Raw genomic sequence first — 22,722 nt, 5'->3', positions numbered from 1 at the left:
CAAATTCACTCCACCAGCAGCTTCTCGACGATGACGCAGTCGCGCCATTCGCCATTGAGTCTGCCATGGCGCTCATAGGTGCCGACTTCACGAAAGCCGAGCCGGGCGCAGAGCGCGCGGCTGGCTACATTTTCAGGAAAGATGCGGGAGAGGAGCTTCCAGGCGCCGTCGGCGCGCGCAAGCTCGATGAGGGCGAGCACCGCGAGCCGTCCCGCGCCGCGGCCGCGATGGGCGCGCGCCGCATAGACGGAGAACTCCCTGACACCCGCATAGGCCTGCCTTGCCCGGTAGGGATGGGCGACCGCATAGGCGACAACCTTGCCGGCATCCTCGACCACGGCGAGCGGATAGCGGGCGTCGAACCATGCCTCGATCGCTTCCGCGCCTCGGTGCTCGGTCTCGAAGGTCGCGATGCGGTCATCGATGCCCTGGTTGTAGATTTCGGCGATGGCGGCGGCATCGCCGCGCCGTCCGGCGCGGGGCGAGAGGCCGGAAGGTGCCGGATGGTCGTTCATGGCCTCAGCCCTTGGCCTTCTCGCCGATGGCCGGCTGATCGCCCATGCCGGCCAGCACCTCGGCGACGTGGCGCACCTCGATCGCCGAGCCCTCGCGCTTCAGCTTGCCGGCCATGTTCATCAGGCAGCCGAGATCGCCGGCAAGCAGCGTTCCCGCGCCGGCATCGCGGATGGCGCGCGTCTTTTCCGAAACGATCTTGTTGGAGATGTCGGGATATTTGACGCAGAAGGTGCCGCCGAAGCCGCAGCAGACGTCGGGATCCTTCATCTCCTTCAGCTCGAGTCCCTGCACGCTTTTCAGCAGTTTGCGCGGCTGGCCCTTGATGCCGAGTTCTCGCAGACCCGAGCAGCTGTCGTGATAGGTGACGGAGCCGTTGAAGCTTGCCTCGACGGAGGTGACGCCAAGCACGTCGGCAAGGAAGCTCACCAGCTCGAACACCTTGGCGGAAAAGCGCTCGGCACGGCCGTGCCACACCGGATCGTCCTCGAAAAGCTCCGGATAGTGTTTCTTCAGCATGCCGGCGCAGGAGCCGGACGGGGCGACGACGTAGTCGTAATTTTCGAGCGCCCGGATCGTCTGTTCGGCGATGTCGCGCGCGTCCTTGCGGTCGCCGGAGTTGAAGGCCGGCTGGCCGCAGCAGGTCTGCGCTTGCGGCACTTCCACGACGCAGCCGGCATCCTCCAGCAGCTTGACGGCGGCAAAGCCGACATTGGGGCGGAAGAGGTCGACGAGACAGGTGACGAACAGTCCGACGCGGGGCGCCTTGGCGGGGCCGGACGGGGAAGCTTCGGTCATGGAGCGGTGATATCCTCTGTCGCCTTGCGCGGGGCGCGGCGGCGCTTGGTTTCGTCCTGGCTGGAGCTCAGCCGCTGCTGCAGGCGCAGCGCGGAAACCTCCTGCCAGGCGCCGTTTCTCTCGACGTCGCGAATGACCTTCTCGACGTAGTCGATGTGGGCGATCGAGGCGGCTTCCGCCTCCTCGCGGTCGCCGCGCATCACGGCGTCGAAGATCGCCCGATGCTGGGCCAGCAGTTGCTCGCGCGAGCCCGGATAGCGGTAAAGCTGCGCCCGATTATAGAAGACGCCGTCGGCCAGCAGCCTGTAGCAGGAGCGCAGGGTATGGAGCAGCACGATATTGTGTGCGCTCTCGCCGATCGCCTGGTGGAACTCGACGTCGAGCTCCGCTTCCTCGGCGAAGTCTTCCTTGTCATGCGCCTTTTCCATCGCCGCGAAAATGCGCACGAGGATCTCCCGGTCGGCCTGGGTTGCACGCAGGGCAGCAAAGCCCGCGGCAACGCTCTCGACCTCGCGGCGGAACTCCATGTAGTCGGCGATCGCCGGCGGATGGCGGCGGATGAGCTGGACGACGGCGTCGGAAAACACCGTGCCGATAACGTCGGCGACGAAGGTACCTTCGCCATGGCGGGTGGCGATCAGCTTGCGCTCCTCGAGCACCTTGATCGCTTCGCGCAGGATGGGGCGGGAGACGTCAACTTTCTTTGCCAGTTCGCGCTCGGACGGCAGTCGGTCGCCAGGCCGCAAGACCCCTTGCAGGATCAGCTGCTCGATCTGGTCGACGACGGCATCGGCCGTGCGATTGTGACTGATCTTCTGGAATACCATGTCGGCGCCAGCATTTATATCGCAGTGCGGTAGAATTTATTGTGCGCAGCGGAAAGATCTGCTTGCGCAGCAGCGGGCAGCACGGTCAACCTCTCCCTTCGTTGTAATCTATTCCGTGTTGCGTTAAGTGGTCAATATTGTTATCCAGTTATACGCGTTGCTGGAAAATAACAAGCCATCTGCCGCTGGGTGAGGAACATTTCCTGCTTTCCACATCCGGGAAAATGCGAGAGCGATCGGCCGCGCCGCCGGGAGGGCGGGGTGGCACAATCGCCGAGGGGAAGGCGGGTCGGGTGGAAAATATGGCAACGCGACAGGAAGGCGGGGGCGAAAGCCCGAAACCGGACCGGATTTGCGCGGATGTTTGTCCGTTGCCTTGATGGTTCAAAGCCCTTCGGCCGGCGACGGCGGAAAGGGTAAAGACCTGCTTTCGGGGGGAGCGTTTTCGGCGGCAAGGGGATGCCGCGCGGAAATTTCGCGTTCCTCCCGGCGAGGGGCCTCGACGGGCTCCGGTAAAGAGCATCCAAAGGGAGGAGCAGACCTGTGAAGAAACTTCTATTGGCTCTTGGTGTCTCGACGTCGCTTGCGCTTGCGGCATCCGCACCGGCATTCGCACTGGACGAGATCAAGTGGGACATGCAGTCCACCTATCCAAGCTCGCTGACCCAGCTCGGCACGCTCGGCAAGGTGATCGAGGAGCGTCTTGCCAAGGCATCGAACGGCCAGGTCCAGATAACTTTCCAGGAGCCGGGCGCCATCGTGCCGGCGCTTGAAGCATTCGACGCCGTTTCGTCCGGCGCCGTACAAGCGGCCTGGTCGACGCCGGGCTACTGGACGGGCAAGGATTCCGCGCTGGCGCTTTTCGCCGCGGTGCCCTTCGGCCCGCAGGCCGGCGAATACTACGCCTGGATCCGCTTCGGCGGCGGGCAGGAACTGCTCGACGAGATCTACGCCAACTACAACATCAAGTCGCTGATGTGCGGCGTTATCGCGCCAGAGGCCTCCGGCTGGTTTCGCAAGGAAATCAAGTCGGTGGACGATCTCAAGGGCCTGAAGATGCGCTTCTTCGGCCTGGGTGCGAAGGTGATGGAGAAGATGGGCGTATCGACCCAGCTTCTGGCGGGCGGCGACATTTTCCCGGCGCTTGAGCTTGGCACCATCGACGCGACCGAATTTTCCATGCCGGCGATCGATCTGAAGCTCGGCTTCTACCAGGTGGCGAAGCACTACTACTTCCCTGGCTGGCATCAGCAGTCGACGCTGTTCGAGCTGATGATCAACAAGGACGAGTGGGACGCGCTGTCCGACGACACCAGGGCGCTGATCGAGACCGTCTGCGAAGCCAATATCGCCTACGGCCTGGCCGAGGGCGAGGCGATCCAGTTCGCGGCTCTCAAGGAGCTTCAGGATAAGGGCGTGACGATCCACACCTGGCCGCCGGAAGTGCTCGACGCGCTGCGTGCCGCCTGGGGTGAGGTGGTGGCCGAGGAAGCGGCCAACAACCCGAACTTCGCCAAGGCCTGGGAATCGCTCAGCGCCTTCCGCGACAATTACAAGACCTGGAGCGAAATCGGCTATCTGCGCTGATGGCGCTGCATGATCCGACAAGCTTGATCCGGGCGGCGGTCTTTCGCCGCCCGGCGTTGTGCCGGAGAGCATGAAGGTCAGTTGGCGAATGTCTCGCCGTGAGCCGGGCACGCTGGTATCCTTCATTTCTCCGGCCTTCGGGCCGATTTCAGGCAGCTGCGCCGGACGAAGCGTGGCGCCGAAACTTCCAGGGGCAATCTCATGGGAAATCTTCTCCTCCTGGCGTCCCTAGCCGCATCCGCGCTCGGGATAACGGGATTGGCCGGCATACCGGTCATCGCCTTGATCGGCCTGTCGGCGCTGCTTGCGGCGGCGGCCGCGTTTCTGGGCGCCCGGCCCGCCGGCGTGCTTGTGGTCCTGATGGCGGCCCTTACCGTCTTTTTCGCCGCCCCCGACGGCATGCCGCAGCTTGTCAAATCGGCGGGCGGCAACCCGATCCGCTTCATGCGGTCCTACGGGCTGTGGGTTGAGATCGGTGCGATCGCGCTGGTAATCGCGGCCTTCGTGGTAGCAGCGATCGGCCGAGGCCCGACCGGCTATCATGCCTCGATCGAGGCGGCGGAGGATATCGACCGCGTGGTCGTCGCGATCGGAAAGGTGGCCGCCTTCCTGTTCATCCCGATGATGCTGGTGATCGCCTACGACGTCACCCAGCGCAAGGTGATCGAATATGACAGCGACTTCATCGACTCCGGCTTCTACTTCTCGTCCACCAAACTTCAGGAACTGGAGTGGCACCTGCATGCGGTGCTCTTCCTGCTTTGCCTCGGCTTCGCCTATGTAAAGGATGCCCATGTGCGCATCGAACTGGTGCGCGACCGCCTGCCGCCGCGCGCCCGGGTGTGGCTGGAACTGTTCGGTCTCGTATTCTTCCTCGTCCCCTACTGCATGATCATCGGCAAGCTCGGCTACACCTTCGCCGAAAGGGCCTGGGACACGAGCGAGGTCTCCGCCGCACAGACAGGCCTGTCGCACCGCTGGATCATCAAGGCCTTCCTGCCAGTCGGCTTCACCATTCTCGGCATCTCCGGCGCCGCCGCCTTCCTCAAGTGCTGGGTCTATCTGTTCGGGCCCGATGACCTGCGGGAAAGGTCGAGCGAATATGCCGGCACCCACCACGCGGATCTGCCGAAGGACGTTGTTATCAAGGGTCCGATCACGGACTGACGGGGGACTTCTATGACATTTGTGGAACTTCTTCCCGTCTTCATGTTCGTGGCGCTGGGCCTGCTGCTCTTCACAGGCTTTCCGGTCGCCTTCACGCTCGGCGGCATCGGTCTTGCCTTCGCCGTGGTCGGCGACCTGACAGGTGCTCTTAACTGGGCGCGCATGAACGTGCTGCCCAACCGCATCTTCGGCCAGACCATGGAGAACCCGGTGCTGGTCGCCATTCCCATGTTCATCTTCATGGGGACGATGCTGGAAAAATCGGGCGTGGCCAAGGACCTGCTGCACTGTCTTCAGGTGCTGACGCGGCGCATTCCCGGCGGGCTGGCGCTTTCGGTGACGCTGATGGGCACCATCATGGCTGCGACGACGGGCATCATCGGCGCCTCTGTCGTCATGATGACGCTGCTGGCGCTGCCCGTCATGCTGGAGCGCAACTACAACCTGCCGCTCGCTACCGGAACCATCGCGGCCTCCGGCACGCTCGGCATCCTGATCCCGCCGTCGATCATGCTCGTCATCATGTCGGACCTGATGTCGATCCCGGTCGGCACGGTGTTCATCGCGGCGATCGTGCCGGGCCTGCTGCTGTCGGCGCTCTACTGCATCTACATCCTGGTGCTGTGCAAGCTGAAGCCGGAACTCGCGCCGCCGCTGCCCGAGGATATCGGCCCGCAGGATCGGGGCGAGTTCTGGGTGATGATCGTCAGGAGCTTCGTGCCGCCGGTGATCCTGATCGCCTTGGTGCTCGGCTCCATCTTCCTCGGCTTCGCCACGCCGACGGAAGCGGCCGGCGTCGGCGCGGTGGGCGCGACGCTGCTTGCGCTGTTCAACCGGCAGCTGTCGCGTGCGGTGCTGACGGATGTCAGCTACCGTTCGGCGCTGACGACGGCGATGCTCTTCGGCATCTTCCTCGGCGCGACCTGCTTCTCGCTCGTCTTCCGCACGCTTGGCGGCGACCATCTGATCGATTCCTTCATCGCCTGGGCAGGCGTCGGTTCCTGGGGCATCCTCTTCGTGCTGATGGGGATGATCTTCTTCCTCGGCTTCTTCTTCGACTGGATCGAGATCACGCTGATCGTGCTGCCGGTCTTCGGCCCGATCGTTTCCAGGCTCGACTTCGGCATGCATCTGGCCGGCTTCGAGAGCGTGGGCGAGGTGGCGCTGATCTGGTTCACGATCCTCGTCTCCACCAACCTGCAGACCTCGTTCCTGACGCCGCCTTTCGGTTTCGCGCTGTTCTACATGAAGGGCGTGGCGCCGGAAGGCGTGACGATCCAGCACATCTACAAGGGCATTGTGCCCTTCGTGCTGCTGCAGCTCATTGGCCTTGCGCTTTGCATGATCTTCCCGGGCATCGTGCTTTGGCTGCCGACGGTTTTGCTGTAGCGTTCCGCTAAGTTAAAGGGATATCAGCGGAACGGGATCGGAATGGACGAAGTGCGCCCGGACGGGCAGGAACCGAGACCGGAAGCCAGTTCGCTTCCGGTCTTTGAACCCCACGCCCTGCGGGGCATGGTGCTCGGCGAAGTGCATGCCCGCCCGTTTCGTCCCGCCAGGGCGCCGCGCGTCTATCTTCGCTACGGCTTCATGACGGACGAGGCGGCCGCCGCCGCCGACCGGGACTGGCTCTCCGGCTTCTGCAAGGCGCAGGGGGCGGCGGGCCCGGAGCCCTCCGCCCGCTATCATGTCGTCGACCTTCAAACCGGCTCGCTGCGATGGGAGCGGCACGGGGAATTCACCACCTACACTTGGGATGGTCCGGGAGATGGACCTGGGCGCGCGCGGGGGGATGATGGCGCGTTGGAACCGGATACCCAGGCCGAGGACGCGGCCTCGGATGGCAGCGCCAGTTTCTTCGCGCCGCCCCATGGCCATCCCTTCGGCGCCAGCTTCCGGGCGCCGGGGCCGCTGATCGTCGCGGTCCGCCTCGACCTGCTGCAGCCCTCGGTGAACGGGTTCGAGCGGGTGCTCCGGCAATTCGACCGGGCAAGCCTCGCGGTCTCCGAGGTCGAAGGGGACGCGGCGCTGATTGCCACCGATTTCCGGCAGGACCGGGATGGGCTGACGCGCATCGTCATCGCCAACGAGCGGCTGCATCCCCAGCCGGCCGGTGCGTTGGCGCAGCGCCTGCTGGAGCTTGAGACCTATCGCACGCTCTCGCTGCTCGGCCTTGCGGAGGCGAACCGTCAGGCGCCGACCGTCGTGCGCATCGAGGACGGGCTCTTCCACATCACCGAGAAGATGCGCTCCAGCGAGGGCGTGGAGACGAACCGCGTGCTGCTGGACGACCTGACGCAGCTTGCGGCGGAGCTGGAATCGGGCGCGGCCGCCAGCGCCTACCGCTTCGGCGCGACGCGGGCCTATGATGCGATCGTCGGCCAGCGGCTGATCGCGATCGACGAAAAGCCGGCCGAGGGGTATTTCACATTCGGCCAGTTCTTGAACCGCCGCATGGCGCCGGCTATGCGCACCTGCCGGACCATCGAAGAGAGGCAGGCCAACCTGTCGCGCAAGCTCGCTCGCGCCGCCACCTTGCTGCGCACCCGCGTCGATGTGGAGCTGGAGCGGCAGAACCGCGACCTTCTCATGGCCATGAATCGCCGCGCGCGACTGCAGCTGCGCCTGCAGCAGACCGTGGAAGGCCTTTCGGTGGCGGCGATCAGCTATTACGTGGTCGGGCTCGCCGGTTATCTGGCGAAAGCGGCGAAGGAGGCGGGCCTGCCGGTGCCGCGGCCGGAAATCGTCACCGGCCTTTCCGTTCCGGTCGCCGTCGTTACCATCTGGTACGTGGTGCGGCGGATCCGTGCGCACCACAACGATGCCGACGAGAAGGGCTGAAGGGGGCGTACTCCGGGCAGGTTGACGGAATTGCGGTGAGCGGGCTATGCCTGCGCTGATTTTTGAATGCCGGATCGGCACTCGGCTGCGCCTGGTTTGTCCGGCATGACGTCGGAGTGTCCGGCCGCCTCTCTGCCATAGCCCCTCGGCTCGTCATGCGCGGGCCCGACCCGCGTATCCATGAAGCGCCCACATCCTTCGTTGCCATCCGATGGATCGCCGGGTCGTTTCCCTGTACTGGGCCCGGCGATGACGAGTGGAGAGGAGGTGCATTCATTCGACGGTCGGGGGAGGTAGGCGTTCGCCTCACTCGCCCGGGATGACTGCGGAGAGTGCGTTGCAGATACAAAAATGGCGGGATCCGGCCATCCGGAACCCGCCATTGTGACGATCGGGCTGATCCGAACCTCAGTGGGCGCTGAACTGCTCGAGATAGGCGAGGACGTTGACGACGTCGTCTTCCTTCTTCAGGCCAGCGAAGGCCATCTTGTTCTTCGGCACGGTGCCCTTCGGGTTCATCACGTAGGCCTTGAACATCTCTTCGTCCCAGACCTTGCCGCCTTCGCCGTAGGCAATCATGGCGGCGGAGTACTTGTAGCCGTCGGCGGTGGCCACCTGGCGGCCGATGATGCCGTTGAGCTGCGGGCCGACCTTGTTCTTGGCACCCTCGCCGACGGCATGGCAGGCCATGCACTTCTTAAAGACCTTCTCACCGGCGGCGGCGTCGCCGTCGGCCTTGGCCACCGAAACCATGGCAACCAGGGCGGTACCGGCGATCAGCATCAGACGATTCATTCCAATTCTCCCGTTTCCCGGCGGCCGTTTGCGGCCGCGTCTTGCAAGGGGCCGAAACCCCGCAAATCCTGAAATGGCGGCGGACCCTAACACGACGAATACGGGATGCTCCATCACGCTTGCGCAATTTGGCGGGAAGTAAGGGCGATTTGCCGCATCCAAATGCATGGAAATGTCATTCCGCGGCGTCCGGAAATTGCAGCAGCTCCGAAAGCCCTTCGTCCCAGTAGGGCGAAGGGCCGTAGAGCTCGGCCAGGAAGTCGATGAAGATGCGCACTTTCGCCGGCAGGAAGCGGCGACTCGGGTAGACCGCATGCAGGCCGACATCCTTGGACGCACGGTAGGCGGGCAGCACGATCTTGAGCCGCCCGTCGCGAAGCTCCGGGCCGATATCCCAGGTGGAGCGCAGCGCGATGCCGACGCCGGCAATCAGCGCCTCGCGCACGACTTCGCTGGAATTGGTGCGCACCGGCCCGTTGATCCGCACGATCTCGATGCCCTCCGGTCCTTGCAGGCGCCAGGGATCCTGGTGCTGGGCGGCAAGCGAGACGTGGTTCTCGATCAGATCCTCTATTGAAGCCGGCTCGCCATGGCGGGCGATATAGTCGTGCGAGGCGCACAGTACCCGGTGCACGGGCGCAAGGCGCCGGGCAACCAGGCTGGAATCGGCAAGCTCGGCGATGCGGATCGCCACGTCGTAGCCGGCGCCGACGATGTCGACGAAGTCGTCCTCAAGATCCAGATTGACGGAAAGATCGGGATTGTCGGCGAGGAACCTGCTGAGGTGCGGGGCGATGTGCAGGCGGCCGAAGGAAGTGGGGGCGGTGACGCGGAGCGTGCCGCGCGCCAGCGCCGAGCGGCGGGTGACGAAGGCCTCCGCCTCCTCGATGGAGGCGAGGATCGCCACCACCCGCTCGTAATAGCCCTGGCCGGCTTCGGTCAGCGCGATCTGACGCGTTGTCCGCTGGAGCAGACGGGTGCCGAGCCGGTCCTCGATCCGCCGCAGCCGTTTCGACACCACCGCCGGCGACAGGCCCATCTCGCGGCCTGCGGCCGACATGCTGCCGGTCGCCACCACACGGGCGAAGATTTCCATGTCCGAGACCATGCTCATTTTCAACCACGCGGAAAGAGTACTTCGTCTCTTTATGCCATTTTGAAAGTAATCACAATTTGTCAATGTCCTTCATGCGTGGTGCGATAGGGAGCGCCAATGCGTGCAAAAGCCGAAGCTGCCCTTGCGGCCTCGCGCGGAAAAGGGAATATCAATCAAAAGGCCTCGTTGCGGGAACCGCCGCGAAACAGGGGAGAGGGCGGCCATGGGCAGCATCGCCATGCCGAAGCCGGACGACGCGGTTATCGCGCGCCGGCAGGAGATCGTGAAGGCGCTCCGGGCCATCGTGCCTGGCGAGGGCGTGATCGACGCCGAAGAGGAAATGCGCGTCTACGAAACGGACGCGCTGACTGCCTATCGCCAACTGCCGCTCGTCGTGGTGCTTCCGGACACGGTGGAGCAGGTTGCCGCGGTCCTTCGCTATTGCCACGAGAACGAGGTGAAGGTGGTGCCGCGCGGTGCGGGCACGTCGCTTTCGGGTGGTGCGCTGCCGGCTGCCGACGGCGTGCTGCTGTCGATGATGAAGTTCAACCGGGTGCTGGAGATCGACTACCCGAACCGCGCCGTCGTGGTGCAGCCGGGCGTCACCAATCTCGGCATCACCCGCGCCGTCGAGGGAGACGGCTTCTACTACGCGCCCGATCCGTCGTCGCAGATCGCCTGTTCGATCGGCGGCAACATCGCGGAAAATTCCGGCGGGGTGCACAGCCTGAAATACGGGCTGACCACCAATAACGTGCTCGGTCTGGAAATGGTGCTGATGACCGGCGAGGTGATCCGCATCGGCGGCAAGCACCTCGACAGTGAGGGCTACGACTTCCTGGCGCTGATGACTGGCTCGGAAGGGCTTCTCGGCGTCGTAACGGAGGTGACGGTTCGCATCCTGCAGAAGCCGGAGACGGCACGCGCCGCGCTGATCGGTTTCCCTTCCAGCGAGGAGTGCGGCCAGTGCGTCGCCGATATCATCGGCGCCGGCATCATTCCCGGCGGCATGGAGATGATGGACAAGCCGGCGATCCATGCGGCAGAGGATTTCGTCCATGCCGGTTATCCGCGCGACGTGGAGGCGCTGCTGATCGTGGAACTGGACGGGCCGGAAGCGGAAGTCGACTTCCTGCTGTCACGGATCGAGGAGATCGCCAGGGCCAACAAGGCCTCGACCATCCGCGTATCGCATTCCGAGGAAGAGCGGATGACCTACTGGGCGGGGCGCAAGGCGGCCTTTCCGGCGGTCGGCCGCATTTCGCCGGATTATCTGTGCATGGACGGCACGATCCCGCGAAAGGCGCTGCCGCGCGTTCTGGCCGGCATGCGCGAACTGGGCCAGAAGCACGGGCTCAGGGTGGCCAACGTCTTCCACGCTGGCGACGGCAACCTGCATCCGCTGATCCTCTACGACGCGAACAATCCGGGCGAACTGGCCGCCGCCGAAGCCTTCGGCGCCGATATCCTGCTTCTTTGCGTGGAAGTGGGCGGCGTGCTGACCGGCGAGCACGGCGTGGGCATCGAAAAGCGCGACCTAATGGGGGCGATGTTTACCGAGGACGACCTGAAGCAGCAGCAGCGGGTCAAATGCGCCTTCGACGAAAAGCAGCTTCTCAATCCCGGCAAGGTGTTTCCCGTGCTGCATCGCTGCGCCGAACTTGGCCGCATGCATGTGAGCAAGGGCAAGCTTCCCTTCCCCGACATTCCAAGGTTCTAGGTCGATGGCCGAAACGCTGAAGCCGCGCGACGCGCGCGAACTGCTCGACGCGGTCAAATGGGCGATCGCGGGCGATGAACCGCTGGAGGTAATTTCGGCCGGCACGAAGCGTGACTTCGGCCGCCCGGTGCAGGCCGGCCATGTGCTCGATCTTTCGGGCATCGCGGGTATCGTCGACTACGAGCCGGCCGAGCTGATCCTGACGGTGAAGGCGGGAACGCCGCTCGCCGAGGTGGAAGCCGCGCTGGACGAACGCGGCCAGGAACTGGCTTTCGAGCCGATGGACTACGGCCCGCTGCTGGCCGGCGAGGCGGGCAGGGGCACGATCGGCGGCATGGTCGGCGCCAATCTCGCCGGCCCCAAGCGGCTGAAGCACGGGGCGGCACGGGACCACATCCTTGGGCTTGAGGCGGTGTCCGGACGCGGCGAGATCTTCAAGGCGGGCGGGCGCGTGGTGAAGAACGTGACGGGCTACGACCTGCCGCGCGCGCTCTGCGGCTCCTGGGGCACGCTGGCTTTGGCCACCGAGGTCACCTTCAAGGTGCTGCCGAAGGCGGAAAGCGAGGCGACGCTGATAATTGCCGGGCTCGCGCCGCAGGAGGCAACGGAGGCGATGACGCGGGCGATGGGCTCCTCCGCGGAAGTGTCCTCGGCGGCCTTCCTGCCGGGCGGGCTTGCTGCCGGGCAGGGGCTTTCGGGCGACGCGACGCTGCTGCGGCTGGAAGGCTTCGGCCCTTCGGTCGACTACCGTTTCGAGAGCCTCGTCAGGCTGTTCGGCAAGGATGCGAAGATCGAGCGACTGGACCAGGCAGCCTCGAAAGCGCTATGGAAAGCGCTGCGCGACTGCATGCCCTTCGCGGAAGGGGCCGGGCCTGTGTGGCGCTGCTCCGTCGCGCCGACCGCAGGCGCCGGGCTTGTCGCCGACCTGTCTCGCAGCCTCGCGGTCGATGCCTTCCAGGACTGGTCGGGCGGGCTCGTCTGGCTCCGGATGACGGGCAGCGACCCGCAAGCCGAAGCCGTGCGGGCGGCGGTGAAGCGGGCCGGCGGCGGGCATGCGACGCTGGTGCGGGCCGACAGTTCGCTGCGCAACACCATTCCTCCCTTCGAGCCGCAGTCGGAAGCGCTTGCCGCGCTCTCGCAGCGGCTCAAGGCGCAATTCGACCCATCCGGCATTCTCAATCCCGGCCGCATGGTCGCGGGGCACTGATGCCCGGTCGGGCTCAACCGATATGGGAAGGACTGGCGAAAGGGCCAAAATCGGCTCCTGAACGGAGGGACTGATCATGAGCATGGAGAGAAGCGAGATCGACGTCGGATATCTCGAGCCGGGAGGCAAGAATGTCATCCTGGTCTATATTCTCTATCTCGTCGGCTTCGTGATCGGCCTGACCACGCTTGTCGGCCTGGTCTTCGCCTATCTCAACCGAGGCAAGACCGGCGGCTGGGTTGAAAGTCACTACACGTTCCAGATTCGGACCTTCTGGATCGGTCTCCTGTACGGTCTTGTCGCCTTCGCGCTGATGTTCGTGGGCATCGGCTTCCTGCTGATGATCGCCGTCGCCGTGTGGGCGATCATTCGCTGCGTCAAGGGCTTGCAGGCGAGCGGCCGGAAGGAGCCGATCGCCAATCCCGAAACCTGGCTCTTTTAGGCATCATCGGAAAGATCGGACGCTCGATCCATGCAGACCAATTTTTCGCTCGCCCAGCTTGCCGACGCCAATGTGGCGGAAGCCGAGAAGATCCTGCGCAAATGCGTGCATTGCGGCTTCTGCACCGCGACATGCCCGACCTTCGCGCTGCTGGGCGACGAACTCGACAGCCCGCGCGGGCGCATCTATCTGATCAAGGATATGCTGGAGAACGGCCGGCCGGCCGACGAGAAGATCGTCAAGCATATCGACCGCTGCCTGTCCTGCCTGTCTTGCATGACGACCTGCCCGTCGGGCGTCCATTACATGCATCTGGTCGACCACGCCCGCGCCCATATCGAGGAGACCTATCGCCGTCCCGTCGCCGACAGGGCGGTGCGGGCGTTGCTTGCCTACGTGTTGCCCCATCCGGGCCGCTTCCGCATGGCGCTGATGGGGGCGATGCTGGCGCGCCCGCTCGCGGGCACGCTGAAGGCGCTCGGCGGGCCCTTGAAACGGCTGGGCGCCATGCTGGAACTGGCTCCGAAAAAGGCGCCGGGCCGTTCGTCCATGGAAGGGCCGGCAACGTTCCAGGGTCGGGGAGCCGCGCGCAAGGGCAGGGTGGCTATCCTTTCCGGCTGTGCCCAGCCGGTTCTCGCCCCGTCGATCAACGACGCGACGATCCGCCTGCTGACGCGGGCAGGCTACGAGGTGGTGCTGCCGAAGGGCGAGGGCTGCTGTGGCGCGCTCGTTCATCACATGGGACGCGAGGAGGAGGCCTTCGCCAATGCGCGGGCCAATATCGACGCCTGGTGGCGCGAGATCGAGGGCGAGGGGCTGGACGCGATCCTGATTACCGCGTCGGGCTGCGGCACGACGGTGAAGGACTACGGCTTCATGCTGCGTGAGGACAGCGTCTACGCGGATAAGGCGGCCAGGGTCTCGGCGCTGACCAAGGACATCACCGAATTCCTGACCGGGATCGAACTCGGCGCGCCGGTGGTGACGCCGGAACTGACGGTCGCCTATCACTCCGCCTGCTCCATGCAGCACGGCCAGAAGATCACCCGGCAGCCGAAAGACCTGTTGAAAGCGGCGGGCTTCGCGGTGAAGGACGTTGCCGAAGGCCACCTGTGCTGCGGCTCGGCCGGCACCTACAACATCCTGCAGCCGGATATCGCCCGCCGCCTGCGCGACCGGAAGGTCGCCAATATCGAGAAAACCCGGGCCGATCTCGTGGCCACCGGCAATATCGGCTGCATGACGCAGATCGGCGGCGGCACGGACCTGCCCGTCATCCACACCGCCGAACTGCTCGACTGGGTCTATGGCGGACCCAGGCCGGAAGGGCTTGGGAAAATAGGGTAGGCGGAGAAGCCTTTACCTCGGGAAGCCGACAGTGGCAGTTGCCGCCGACTGCATGATCGGCTGGCAAAGCGCGGATTTTCCTCGGATCGTGACGACGATTTTGCCGCCGCTCCTGGAAACGGTTTCCTCGTCTCCCGGGTGGCAGAGCAGAAGGATCGAGCCGGTGTCGTTCACGCGTGCCTGATGCAGGCTCGTGGCGGACGGTCCGGCTCCCTCCGTGCCAACGAGCACGCGGCCATGCACGGCGGTGAAGGCGATCGCGACGACGAGATTTCCGATCAGCAATGCCGCAGATGCGGGGGTACCGAGCTTCTCGAACAGGCCTTTGCCCGGAGAGGGAGCCTCGCTTTTCGGTTGCGGTGCGGTTTCCGGCAAGCCTGCCGCAAGGAGGCGGGAAATCGGATTCGATTTCTGGGTGTCCGGATCACTGTGTGTAGCCGTTTTATGGGAATCGGCGCGCGGCCTGTCCACCCTGTGAAACTCCGGGATATAGCCGACAGACGCAAGCTGGATCTGCACTGGATCGTCGCGCCCGGCATCGCTGTAATAGAGGCGAAGCAGATTTCGCAGGCGCGATGCGTTGACGCGTACGATCGGGTTCGTGCGGGGATTGAAGTCCGCCGGCTGGTCGAAGACCTCGACGGCGATGGTTGTTTCCTTGATCCAGCCTGAAGAGCCTGCGAGCGTCTGCTCGACCAGAAAGGCGAGAAGGCGGGTCAGCTTGGGCGACCTCAGGAACCCCTGGGACGCGAGTACAGTGGCAAGTGCCTCACGGATATCTTTCTCTGACGCGGAGATCGTCTCCGCGGATACCATGGCCATAAGCCGCTTCCTCCAGCGTCGATGGGTTGTTCGCCAGCAAATTCCGCAACTATCTCTGCGGAAATCACGGCGAACCACCGCAAATGGACCCCAAGTGAAGCCGCTCCCTCCATACGGCATCATCCGTCCAGCGCGCAGTGCCGAATAGATTATTCCCCAGCCAAAGCCGACGAATCTTCCCTCATTCGCTGCGTCATTTGACAGGATAATATCTATCTTGAACGAATATTCAATTCACCCGGCGTGCTTTTTGCCGCCGGGTGAGTTTCATGCGTACGTTACGGAAGGAAATTCAGATTAAATCACAATGACCTTGGCGCCAACCGGTACCCTCTCGTAGAGGTCGGTCACGTCTTCGTTACGCATGCGAATGCAGCCGGAAGAGACCGCCTTGCCGATGGTCCAGGGTTCGTTCGAGCCATGGATTCGGTAGAGAGTCGAGCCGAGATAGAGCGCCCGGGCGCCAAGCGGATTGTTCGGTCCGCCGGCCATGACGACCGGCAGCGTCTGGCCGGTCTTCGCGGCACGCGCCCGCATTTCGGCAGGCGGGCGCCAGTCCGGCCATTCCGCCTTGCGCGTCACCTTGTGGGTGCCGGCCCATTCGAAGCCCGGCCGGCCGACGCCGACGCCGTAGCGGCGGGCAAAGCCGTTCCCCTCCACCAGGTAGAGGTAGCGCTCGTTGGTATCGATGATGACGGTGCCCGGCTTGTGCGGGCCGTCATAGGCAACCACCGTTGGCAGGAACCGGGGATCGATCGGAGGCAGTGCGCGGGCGGCGCCGGCCGCCTGCCGGCTTGGCCGCGCCTGAAGGCGGGGTGCCGGACGGGTCGTCACCTGCTGGCGCACGCCGCGGCGCGAAGGCTGCAACTGGAGGACCCAGGGCTCGGTGAGATCCGGGCTCAGGAGAAGGGGAGGCGCGCCGGCGCCGCGATATCCGGCGTCCGCCGGCACTACGGCAAGGACGCCGAAAAGGCCCGCCGCAAGGGCGGTCACTACTGTGCGCTTCATGGTCGTACTCGCAACTTTCGCCAGAAAAAACGCAAGGAGGACCCTGCGTCCGAAAACGCGAGCGGGGCCCCCGGCCGAAAAGCCGCGCGGCAGGCGATGACAGCGCTTGCCGGCAGCAGGTTCAGGCAACAGGTTAAGGGGCTTGCGCGTTGGAAAGGTGAACGGTGCGGTAAGGTTACGGCAAAATCTGCATGCATGGTTAGCATGCGGTTGAAGGAATTGGTTTACGGAAGGCTAACGGATGCTGCCGCGCACCTCGCGCACCACGCCCGGCAGCAGCGGCTTGACCTGCTGCGGCGACATGCCCGGCTTGATCGACGGGTGATAGAGCATGTTGAGGATGAACCGGTCGAACGTGGTGAAGCGGCTGTGGCGGGAGCGGTCGTTGAAGACGGAATGCGCAAGGCTTTCGTCGTCGTTCATCGGGCCGAGCCCTTGCAGCACCTCCTCGATCAGGCAGCGGCGGAAAAGGAAGTCCCCCTCGTCCGACACGATCACCGCGGAGGAGCGGGATATGCCGCGGCTGTCGGACACCACGCGCACCAGGCAGCGGCCCGGCGCGTCCGCGTGCGAGTTGGCGTAGATGTTGTTGCGCACCACGTCCCGGTACTGGTCGCGGTCGACGACATAGATATGGAAATTGGCGTCTTCCGGCCTGGCCGCCATGCTCACGGAAAGACCGCGGATGTTTCCCTCAAGCGAATTGAGGAAAGACTGGATCACCGGCCTGCGGTTCTTGCGTGCCTCATTGTGAATGTAGAAACGCACAGGCGTGACGTATTTCTTGACCAGATAGGGCTGCCAGCTCCAGGTGCGGTATTCCAGCCCGAAAACGGTCTTCATGAAACCGTCGCTCAGTTCCTCGGTGGAGAACGTATAGGGCCCCGCATGGGTCGGGATCCCCGGCACGGCCAGAAAGAGGAGAGCGACGAGAAAGGTCAGTCCGTACAGGCGTATATTCTTGAACTGCAACCGCACTTTGGAATGTCCCGAATGGAGAGATCGTCCCGGCTGTGCCGGCCAGGGTCAACCTGGCGGCCGGACGATACACGCATGATCCGGCTTTTCCCAGCGATCCCGCCCCAATGGAAGGCTCATGCGTCGATAATTGGACGCAACTTCCGGCATTGTCAAAGAATGCGGAAACGCAATCTTGTGACTGTTGCGCGAAAGCATTGGGGGAGTGGCCTGCCGGCCGCTTACTTACCTTGCGGTAATCGCAATTCATTGCGCGAAAATAATTCCTTAAACCTCCTCCGCTATAAAAGGCCGACGACCGGGACGGGCTTCTGCCACGCCACCCGATCCGCTGCCGCACGCCCGGGCAATCGGCGTTGCGAGGATGCGGAGGGGCGAGGCAAACCCGGCGCGAGAGAACGGCGGCGCGCGGCGGTGCAGGGCATATCCTGCCGACGCGCGTTCAGGCAGGAACAAGGCCGCGCTTTCCCTCGCTTCCAGGAACAGGTCGGCGGGCAGGTGGAGAAGACGTTCGAAATGACGGCAATCAGGAGAGCCTTTCGCGCGGAAGCGCTGTTGTCGACGCGCGGCAATCCGGACGGGCATTCCGATATCGGGGAGGCGGAGCGCCACAGGGAGCTCCTGTCGGAAATGGCCGAGATCAAGCAGATGATCCGTCCGGCGGAGGAAGTCGGCGATCATCTGCTGGCCAAGTTCAAGGCGGAAATGGGCGAGGCGGTAAAGCTCAAGGCCGAGCTCGACGCGATCTACGAGGCGATCAACCAGACCAAGAAGGAAATCGCCACGCTGCATCACACCGCCGGCCCCGACAGCAACGAGATGGGCCGTGTCGCCAACGAGCTTGACGCGGTGATCCTCGGCACCGAAGGCGCGACGGAAAACATCCTCGCGGCCGCCGAATTCATCGACGAGACGGCCAATACGCTGAGCGCCAGGCTCAAAGGTCAGGACAGCGAACTTGCCCGCGACATTCAGGAGCGGGTGATCAGTATTTTCGAGAACTGCAATTTCCAGGACCTGACCGGCCAGCGCATCACCAAGGTGGTGGGCACGCTGCGTTTCATTGAGGACCGCATCATCCACATGATGGATATCTGGGGCGGTATCGAGAGCTTCAAGGGGATCGAGCCGGAGGCTCGGCCGCAGGCGCAAGGCGATGCGGCGCTGCTCAACGGCCCGTCGCTGGTCAGCGATGAAGGCGTGGCCACGCAGGACGACATCGACGCGCTTTTCGCGTAAGAGCGGGCATGCCCGCGCTGATTTCTGGAACCGGTTCGGCGATCTGATGCGATTCCCTTGTCCGGCATGACGGCTGAGGATTGGGCAGTTGCTTGCCACAAACTCAGGTGTCTTCCCCGCGCAGGCGGGGATCCAGTAACCACCCGATTCAGAGCGTAAATCGCCGGCGCCGGCGATGACTGGATGCCCACCTTCGTGGGCATGACAGAGTTTGTAGCGGCCTCTTTGCCCCAGGTCATGGACTCATAAATCTGATGGAAATGGCACCTGAAACGGCAAAAAGTTGCAATGAGAAGGGCGCAGGGCGGGTTGGTCACCCGGCCAAGCTCTTCGACGCGATAGATTGCAGCCGTTTCGGTGTCCGAAGGATATGGCCGATTTGGCCGGCTACTTTGTCGCAAGAGCTTGAAAACCTCATGGGTTTCCAGCGCTCTTGCTCCTCGTATCCAACCAAATCGGCTCATACCATTACCACCAGATTTATGAGTCCATGACCTAACCTCCCGCCTCGTCTTGCCCGCACCTGACCCGGGCATCCATGCGGCCTTTCCGCTTTTCGCCGCCTCCCACGGATCACCGGGTCATTCTTGGATCGGGCCCGGCGAAGATGAGGTCGAGACGCGGTGCGCACGGCCGATAATTTCTGCGCATTCCTATCCTTCGCGCTTGTCATCCGGAAGTGCGGAAACTAGAACAAATGCGAAACAAAACGCCGGGGCCGGGCTGGCGAAGCGTATTGGACAGCGACGGGAGACGATGAATGAACGGGCATGTGGACGGTCTTCTGGTCGGCGAGGATGGCAAGGCGCGCTGCTTCTGGCACGACAACCTGCCCGACTACCAGATCTACCACGACCGGGAATGGGGCCGTCCCGTCGGAAGCGACATCCGCCTGTTCGAGAAGATCTGTCTTGAAGGCTTCCAGTCGGGTCTGTCCTGGCTGACGATCCTGCGGAAGCGGGAGAATTTCCGCGCCGCCTTCGCCGGTTTCGATTTCGAGAAGGTGGCTTCCTTCGGCGAGAAGGACATCGAACGGCTGCTTGGCGATGCCGGCATCGTTCGCCATCGCGGCAAGATCGCCTCCACCATCAACAATGCGCAAAGGGCGTGCGACCTGGCTGCCGAGAAGGGCTCGCTCGCCGCCTATTTCTGGAGTTTCGAGCCCCCCGCGTCTGAGCGGCCGGAGCGGATGGATCTGGCAAGCCTCAGGGCGATGACGAAAAGCGCCACGTCGACTGCGCTGTCCAGGGACCTGAAGAAGCGCGGCTGGAGCTTTGTCGGCCCGACCACGGTCTATGCCTTCATGCAGGCGATGGGCCTCGTCAACGATCACCTGGAGGGCTGCTGCGTTCGCGAGGAGGCGGAAGCCGCCCGCAAGGAATTCCGGCGGCCTGCTTGAGCGGTCAGGCCAGGCGGTACTCGGCGTCTAGCGTGACGGCGCCGTCGGTTACGACCTTGCCTTCCTCCACCAGCGCCTCCAGTTGCGCCAGCACCGAGAGGGAGGCTGCACCGAAAAGCCTGCGGTCGATGCCGGCATAGATCGCCTCGACCATGTCCGGGATATGGCGGTCGCCCGTGGCAAGACGCCTGAGGATCGCCGCCTCGCGCTGATGGCGGTGCGCTTTCAGGCCGCGCAGGTAGCGCTGCGGCTCGCGCACCGGGCCGCCATGGCCGGGATAGTAGATGGTGTCGTCGCGCGCCCGCAGTTTTTCCAGCGAGGCCATATAGGCGGTCATCGACCCGTCGGGCGGAGCGACCACCGTCGTCGACCAGGCCATGACGTGATCGGCGGAGAACAGCACGCGCCCCTCGTCCAGGGCGAAGGCGAGGTGGTTGGCGGTGTGGCCGGGGGTTGCCACCGTCTCGATCACCAGTCCGTCGACCGTCAGCCGGTCTGCGTCGCCGAGAATGAAATCCGGTTCGTGCTCCTGGTCGGAGCTCGCATCCATCGGGTTGATTTCGCCGTCCAGCAGCGGCCTTGCGGCGCGGTGAGGACCGCAGCCATGGATCGGCGCACCGGTGAGCGCCTTGAGCAGGCGCGCGCCCGGCGAATGGTCGCGGTGGGTGTGGCTGACGAGGATGGCGGCGACGGGCGCCTGACCGATTTCCGCCAGCAGGCGGGCGATATGCGTCTCGTCCGCCGGCCCCGGATCGATGATCGCGACTTCCGAGCGCCCGACGATATAGCTGTTGGTGCCGTGGAAAGTGAAAGGGCCGGGGTTTTCGGCCGTCAGGCGGCGCACCGCATCCGAAAGGCGTTCGGCCCTGCCGTAGCCCGGGTCGAATTCGCGGTCATGGACCAGATCAGCCATTGATGTCCTCGATGCCCGGAAACCTGCGGTTCAGCGTCAGATACGGCAAAGCGTACGGCAATTGCAAATCCGCATTGCCGGGCGTCTCACCCATTTTTGCTATTGCTATTGCAAACCATTCGCAATTACTTTAGATGCAGTAGAAGGACAAAAGGGGCGCCGTTGCGCCAACCGGCTGCTGCTGCCGGCTCTCTCGACAAGAAGGATGGGGGTTTTATGCCAATCCTGCGACGGACAATTCTGCTGGCGATCCTGAGCCTGGGCGTGGTCGCGCTGAGTGCGGGCCGGTCGGCGATGGCCGCGGAAAAGCTCAACATCGTCACGACGGTCGGCATGATCGCCGACGTGGCGGAACGGATTGGCGGTGAGCGAGTCGAGATCGTCAACCTGATCGGCGAGGGTGTCGATCCCCATTCCTACTGGCAGACGCGCTCGGACGTGGTGAAGATGGGCCGCGCCGACGCGATCCTCGCCAACGGGCTCTATCTGGAAGCGCAGCTCGAGGAACTCCTGCTGAAGTTCAAGGAGAAAAAGCCGGTCTATTTCGTCGGCGAAGTGATCGAGGTCGACGAGCGCCGGGCGAGCGAAACCTACAACGACCGTTACGATCCGCATGTGTGGATGAGCCCGCGGCTGTGGCGAAAGGTTGCCCTTGGCATTCGCGATGCGCTGGGCGAACTCGACCCGGAGGGACGGGCCGTGTTCGAGGAAAACACCAATGCCTACCTGGCGGAGATGGACGCTCTTGACGCTTATGCACGCAAAGTGATCGCAAGCATTCCAGCAAACCAGCGCATCCTGATCACGGCGCATGATGCCTTCGGGTATCTCGGCCGCGATTACGACATCGAGGTGCTGGGCGTGCAGGGCATTTCCACCCAGAGCGAGGCCGGCCTGCAGCGGGTGGAGGAACTGGTCGATCTCATCGTGGAGCGCGACGTGAAGGCCGTCTTCGTGGAATCCTCCGTATCCGAACGCAACGTGCGGGCGCTTGTCGAAGGTGCGGCGGCGCGCGGCCACCAGGTGGAGATTGGCGGCTTGCTCTATTCCGATGCCATGGGCAAGCCCGGCACCTACGAGGGCACCTATATCGGCATGCTCGACCACAACACGACGCGGATCGCCCGCGCGCTCGGCGGCGATGCTCCGGAACGGGGCATGCAGGACAAGCTGGGAGCCGGACTATGAAGATCGACCACGTATCGGGCGGCGCGACCAAAATCGCTCTCGCGGAAGCCGGGCGGCGGGACGTGCTCGACCCCGGATCGCCCCTCGCGGTGGCCGGCCTGACTGTTGCCTATGACCGCAAACCGGTGCTGTGGAACGCGAGCTTTTCGGCGCCCGAAGGCGAACTGACGGCGATCGTTGGCCCGAACGGGGCGGGCAAGTCCACCTTTCTCAAGGCGTCGCTCAGCCTCATCCCGCGCCTTTCGGGTGAGATCAGCGTCTATGGCAAGCCGATGGAAGCAGCGCGCGGCGACGTCGCCTATGTGCCACAGCGCTCGTCGGTGGACTGGGATTTTCCGGCAACCGCGCTCGATGTGGTGACGATGGGCCTGTATCGGCAAATCGGCTGGTTCCGCTGGCCCGGCCGCAAGGATCGCGAGCGGGCACGGGCAATGCTCGAACTGGTGGGAATGGAGGCTTTCTCCGACAGGCAGATCGGCCAGCTTTCCGGCGGTCAGCAGCAGCGCGTGTTCCTGGCCCGAGCGCTTGCGCAGGATGCGCGCGTCTATCTGATGGACGAGCCCTTCGCCGGCGTGGATGCGGCGACCGAGCGGGCGATCGTCGACGTGCTGCGCAAGCTGCTTGCGGAGGGCAAGACGGTGCTGGTCGTCCATCACGATCTTGAGACCGTGCCGCTCTATTTCTCGCACGTGCTGTTCCTGAACGCCGGAACCGTCGCATCGGGCCCGGTCACCGAGACGTTCACGGCGGAGAACCTGCAGAAGACCTATGGCGGTCGGCTTGCGGCGACCCAGCTTGCCGCGCTCGGCGAAGCGGCCAAGGTGAGGGGCTAGCG

The 22,722-nt window shown here is 64.2% G+C and carries 21 protein-coding genes; 12 read left to right on the top strand and 9 right to left on the bottom strand.

Annotated elements, in window-relative coordinates; genetic code table 11:
- Positions 1-5: 5 nt before the first annotated feature.
- Genes H2509_RS19155 through H2509_RS19145 form a run of 3 tightly spaced genes read right to left on the bottom strand, consistent with a single transcriptional unit; the run spans position 6 to position 2,138 of the window.
- On the bottom strand, positions 6-515 hold the full coding sequence (locus H2509_RS19155) for an arsinothricin resistance N-acetyltransferase ArsN1 family A (RefSeq protein ID WP_182168070.1): 510 nt from the start codon (positions 513-515) through the stop codon (positions 6-8).
- Between the two features lie 4 nt (positions 516-519).
- The gene (locus H2509_RS19150) at positions 520-1,311 is read right to left on the bottom strand and encodes a (Fe-S)-binding protein (protein ID WP_182168069.1); all 792 of its coding nucleotides are present in this window, start codon (positions 1,309-1,311) and stop codon (positions 520-522) included.
- Entirely contained in the window at positions 1,308-2,138 is an 831-nt protein-coding gene (locus tag H2509_RS19145) for an FCD domain-containing protein (RefSeq protein ID WP_182168068.1), read from the bottom strand. The genes H2509_RS19150 and H2509_RS19145 overlap by 4 nt, the downstream gene beginning before the upstream one ends.
- A 543-nt stretch (positions 2,139-2,681) precedes the next feature.
- On the opposite strand from H2509_RS19145, the gene H2509_RS19140 reads away from it, so the two are divergent.
- The 4 genes from H2509_RS19140 to H2509_RS19125 all read left to right on the top strand — a co-directional run bounded on the left by H2509_RS19140 (position 2,682) and on the right by H2509_RS19125 (position 7,733).
- Entirely contained in the window at positions 2,682-3,725 is a 1,044-nt protein-coding gene (locus tag H2509_RS19140; RefSeq protein WP_209002075.1) for a TRAP transporter substrate-binding protein, read from the top strand.
- A 201-nt stretch (positions 3,726-3,926) separates the two neighbouring features.
- Positions 3,927-4,892, top strand: a complete 966-nt coding sequence (locus H2509_RS19135) for a TRAP transporter small permease subunit (RefSeq protein ID WP_209002073.1) — start codon at positions 3,927-3,929, stop codon at positions 4,890-4,892.
- Between the two features lie 12 nt (positions 4,893-4,904).
- Entirely contained in the window at positions 4,905-6,281 is a 1,377-nt protein-coding gene (locus tag H2509_RS19130; RefSeq protein ID WP_182168067.1) for a TRAP transporter large permease, read from the top strand.
- A gap of 42 nt (positions 6,282-6,323) precedes the next feature.
- On the top strand, positions 6,324-7,733 hold the full coding sequence (locus H2509_RS19125; protein WP_182168066.1) for a DUF3422 family protein: 1,410 nt from the start codon (positions 6,324-6,326) through the stop codon (positions 7,731-7,733).
- Positions 7,734-8,141: 408 nt separating this feature from the next.
- On the opposite strand, the gene H2509_RS19120 is transcribed toward H2509_RS19125, so the two are convergent.
- The gene (locus tag H2509_RS19120; protein WP_182168065.1) at positions 8,142-8,528 is read right to left on the bottom strand and encodes a c-type cytochrome; all 387 of its coding nucleotides are present in this window, start codon (positions 8,526-8,528) and stop codon (positions 8,142-8,144) included.
- 175 nt (positions 8,529-8,703) lie between these two features.
- Positions 8,704-9,642 (bottom strand): LysR family transcriptional regulator, encoded by a 939-nt coding sequence (locus tag H2509_RS19115; protein WP_182168064.1) that lies wholly within the window; start codon positions 9,640-9,642, stop codon positions 8,704-8,706.
- A 205-nt stretch (positions 9,643-9,847) separates the two neighbouring features.
- On the opposite strand from H2509_RS19115, the gene H2509_RS19110 reads away from it, so the two are divergent.
- The 4 genes from H2509_RS19110 to glcF all read left to right on the top strand — a co-directional run bounded on the left by H2509_RS19110 (position 9,848) and on the right by glcF (position 14,340).
- Positions 9,848-11,344 (top strand): FAD-linked oxidase C-terminal domain-containing protein, encoded by a 1,497-nt coding sequence (locus H2509_RS19110; RefSeq protein WP_182168063.1) that lies wholly within the window; start codon positions 9,848-9,850, stop codon positions 11,342-11,344.
- A 4-nt stretch (positions 11,345-11,348) separates the two neighbouring features.
- Positions 11,349-12,551, top strand: coding sequence for a glycolate oxidase subunit GlcE (gene glcE / locus H2509_RS19105; RefSeq protein WP_182168062.1), 1,203 nt, complete (start codon positions 11,349-11,351; stop codon positions 12,549-12,551).
- 76 nt (positions 12,552-12,627) lie between these two features.
- Positions 12,628-12,993: a DUF4870 family protein gene (locus H2509_RS19100; protein WP_182168061.1), complete on the top strand. Its 366-nt coding sequence runs from the start codon at positions 12,628-12,630 to the stop codon at positions 12,991-12,993.
- A 30-nt stretch (positions 12,994-13,023) separates the two neighbouring features.
- On the top strand, positions 13,024-14,340 hold the full coding sequence (glcF, locus tag H2509_RS19095; protein WP_182168060.1) for a glycolate oxidase subunit GlcF: 1,317 nt from the start codon (positions 13,024-13,026) through the stop codon (positions 14,338-14,340).
- Positions 14,341-14,352: 12 nt separating this feature from the next.
- Here the strand turns inward: glcF and H2509_RS19090 are convergent, their stop codons facing one another.
- The 3 genes from H2509_RS19090 to H2509_RS19080 form a co-directional block, all read right to left on the bottom strand.
- Positions 14,353-15,162, bottom strand: a complete 810-nt coding sequence (locus H2509_RS19090; RefSeq protein ID WP_182168059.1) for a hypothetical protein — start codon at positions 15,160-15,162, stop codon at positions 14,353-14,355.
- A gap of 297 nt (positions 15,163-15,459) precedes the next feature.
- Positions 15,460-16,170, bottom strand: a complete 711-nt coding sequence (locus H2509_RS19085; RefSeq protein ID WP_182168058.1) for a L,D-transpeptidase — start codon at positions 16,168-16,170, stop codon at positions 15,460-15,462.
- A 234-nt stretch (positions 16,171-16,404) separates the two neighbouring features.
- Positions 16,405-17,148, bottom strand: coding sequence for a DUF2927 domain-containing protein (locus H2509_RS19080; protein WP_209002068.1), 744 nt, complete (start codon positions 17,146-17,148; stop codon positions 16,405-16,407).
- A 498-nt stretch (positions 17,149-17,646) separates the two neighbouring features.
- Here H2509_RS19080 and H2509_RS19075 point away from each other — a divergent pair, with 498 nt between their 5' ends.
- Positions 17,647-18,387, top strand: a complete 741-nt coding sequence (locus tag H2509_RS19075) for a protein phosphatase CheZ (RefSeq protein WP_328805129.1) — start codon at positions 17,647-17,649, stop codon at positions 18,385-18,387.
- Between the two features lie 760 nt (positions 18,388-19,147).
- Positions 19,148-19,786: a DNA-3-methyladenine glycosylase I gene (locus H2509_RS19070; protein ID WP_182168056.1), complete on the top strand. Its 639-nt coding sequence runs from the start codon at positions 19,148-19,150 to the stop codon at positions 19,784-19,786.
- 4 nt (positions 19,787-19,790) lie between these two features.
- Here the strand turns inward: H2509_RS19070 and H2509_RS19065 are convergent, their stop codons facing one another.
- Complete coding sequence (locus H2509_RS19065; protein WP_182168055.1) at positions 19,791-20,699, bottom strand: MBL fold metallo-hydrolase; 909 nt, start codon at positions 20,697-20,699, stop codon at positions 19,791-19,793.
- A 216-nt stretch (positions 20,700-20,915) separates the two neighbouring features.
- Between H2509_RS19065 and H2509_RS19060 the strand changes: the two genes are divergently transcribed.
- Together H2509_RS19060 and H2509_RS19055 are read left to right on the top strand one after the other, a co-directional pair.
- Complete coding sequence (locus H2509_RS19060) at positions 20,916-21,887, top strand: metal ABC transporter solute-binding protein, Zn/Mn family (protein ID WP_182168054.1); 972 nt, start codon at positions 20,916-20,918, stop codon at positions 21,885-21,887.
- On the top strand, positions 21,884-22,720 hold the full coding sequence (locus H2509_RS19055) for a metal ABC transporter ATP-binding protein (RefSeq protein WP_182168053.1): 837 nt from the start codon (positions 21,884-21,886) through the stop codon (positions 22,718-22,720). Before H2509_RS19060 ends, H2509_RS19055 begins: the two co-directional genes overlap by 4 nt.
- The last annotated feature ends 2 nt before the right edge of the window (positions 22,721-22,722 follow it).

The organism is Stappia albiluteola (assembly GCF_014050225.1).
In the GTDB taxonomy this organism is placed as follows: domain Bacteria; phylum Pseudomonadota; class Alphaproteobacteria; order Rhizobiales; family Stappiaceae; genus Hongsoonwoonella; species Hongsoonwoonella albiluteola.
Note: the sequence above shows the minus strand (reverse complement) of the source record. Positions and strands in the feature narration are given on the sequence as shown.

Excerpts from the sequence above, each read along its gene's own strand:
- H2509_RS19110 (WP_182168063.1), top strand. The coding sequence starts at position 9,848 with ATGGGCAGCATCGCCATGCCGAAGCCGGACGACGCGGTTATCGCGCGC.
- glcE (WP_182168062.1), top strand. The coding sequence starts at position 11,349 with ATGGCCGAAACGCTGAAGCCGCGCGACGCGCGCGAACTGCTCGACGCG.
- H2509_RS19125 (WP_182168066.1), top strand. The coding sequence starts at position 6,324 with ATGGACGAAGTGCGCCCGGACGGGCAGGAACCGAGACCGGAAGCCAGT.
- H2509_RS19090 (WP_182168059.1), bottom strand. The coding sequence starts at position 15,162 with ATGGCCATGGTATCCGCGGAGACGATCTCCGCGTCAGAGAAAGATATC.
- H2509_RS19055 (WP_182168053.1), top strand. The coding sequence starts at position 21,884 with ATGAAGATCGACCACGTATCGGGCGGCGCGACCAAAATCGCTCTCGCG.
- H2509_RS19060 (WP_182168054.1), top strand. The coding sequence starts at position 20,916 with ATGCCAATCCTGCGACGGACAATTCTGCTGGCGATCCTGAGCCTGGGC.
- H2509_RS19115 (WP_182168064.1), bottom strand. The coding sequence starts at position 9,642 with ATGAGCATGGTCTCGGACATGGAAATCTTCGCCCGTGTGGTGGCGACC.
- H2509_RS19150 (WP_182168069.1), bottom strand. The coding sequence starts at position 1,311 with ATGACCGAAGCTTCCCCGTCCGGCCCCGCCAAGGCGCCCCGCGTCGGA.
- H2509_RS19100 (WP_182168061.1), top strand. The coding sequence starts at position 12,628 with ATGAGCATGGAGAGAAGCGAGATCGACGTCGGATATCTCGAGCCGGGA.
- H2509_RS19070 (WP_182168056.1), top strand. The coding sequence starts at position 19,148 with ATGAACGGGCATGTGGACGGTCTTCTGGTCGGCGAGGATGGCAAGGCG.
- H2509_RS19085 (WP_182168058.1), bottom strand. The coding sequence starts at position 16,170 with ATGAAGCGCACAGTAGTGACCGCCCTTGCGGCGGGCCTTTTCGGCGTC.
- glcF (WP_182168060.1), top strand. The coding sequence starts at position 13,024 with ATGCAGACCAATTTTTCGCTCGCCCAGCTTGCCGACGCCAATGTGGCG.
- H2509_RS19120 (WP_182168065.1), bottom strand. The coding sequence starts at position 8,528 with ATGAATCGTCTGATGCTGATCGCCGGTACCGCCCTGGTTGCCATGGTT.
- H2509_RS19155 (WP_182168070.1), bottom strand. The coding sequence starts at position 515 with ATGAACGACCATCCGGCACCTTCCGGCCTCTCGCCCCGCGCCGGACGG.
- H2509_RS19130 (WP_182168067.1), top strand. The coding sequence starts at position 4,905 with ATGACATTTGTGGAACTTCTTCCCGTCTTCATGTTCGTGGCGCTGGGC.
- H2509_RS19145 (WP_182168068.1), bottom strand. The coding sequence starts at position 2,138 with ATGGTATTCCAGAAGATCAGTCACAATCGCACGGCCGATGCCGTCGTC.
- H2509_RS19135 (WP_209002073.1), top strand. The coding sequence starts at position 3,927 with ATGGGAAATCTTCTCCTCCTGGCGTCCCTAGCCGCATCCGCGCTCGGG.
- H2509_RS19065 (WP_182168055.1), bottom strand. The coding sequence starts at position 20,699 with ATGGCTGATCTGGTCCATGACCGCGAATTCGACCCGGGCTACGGCAGG.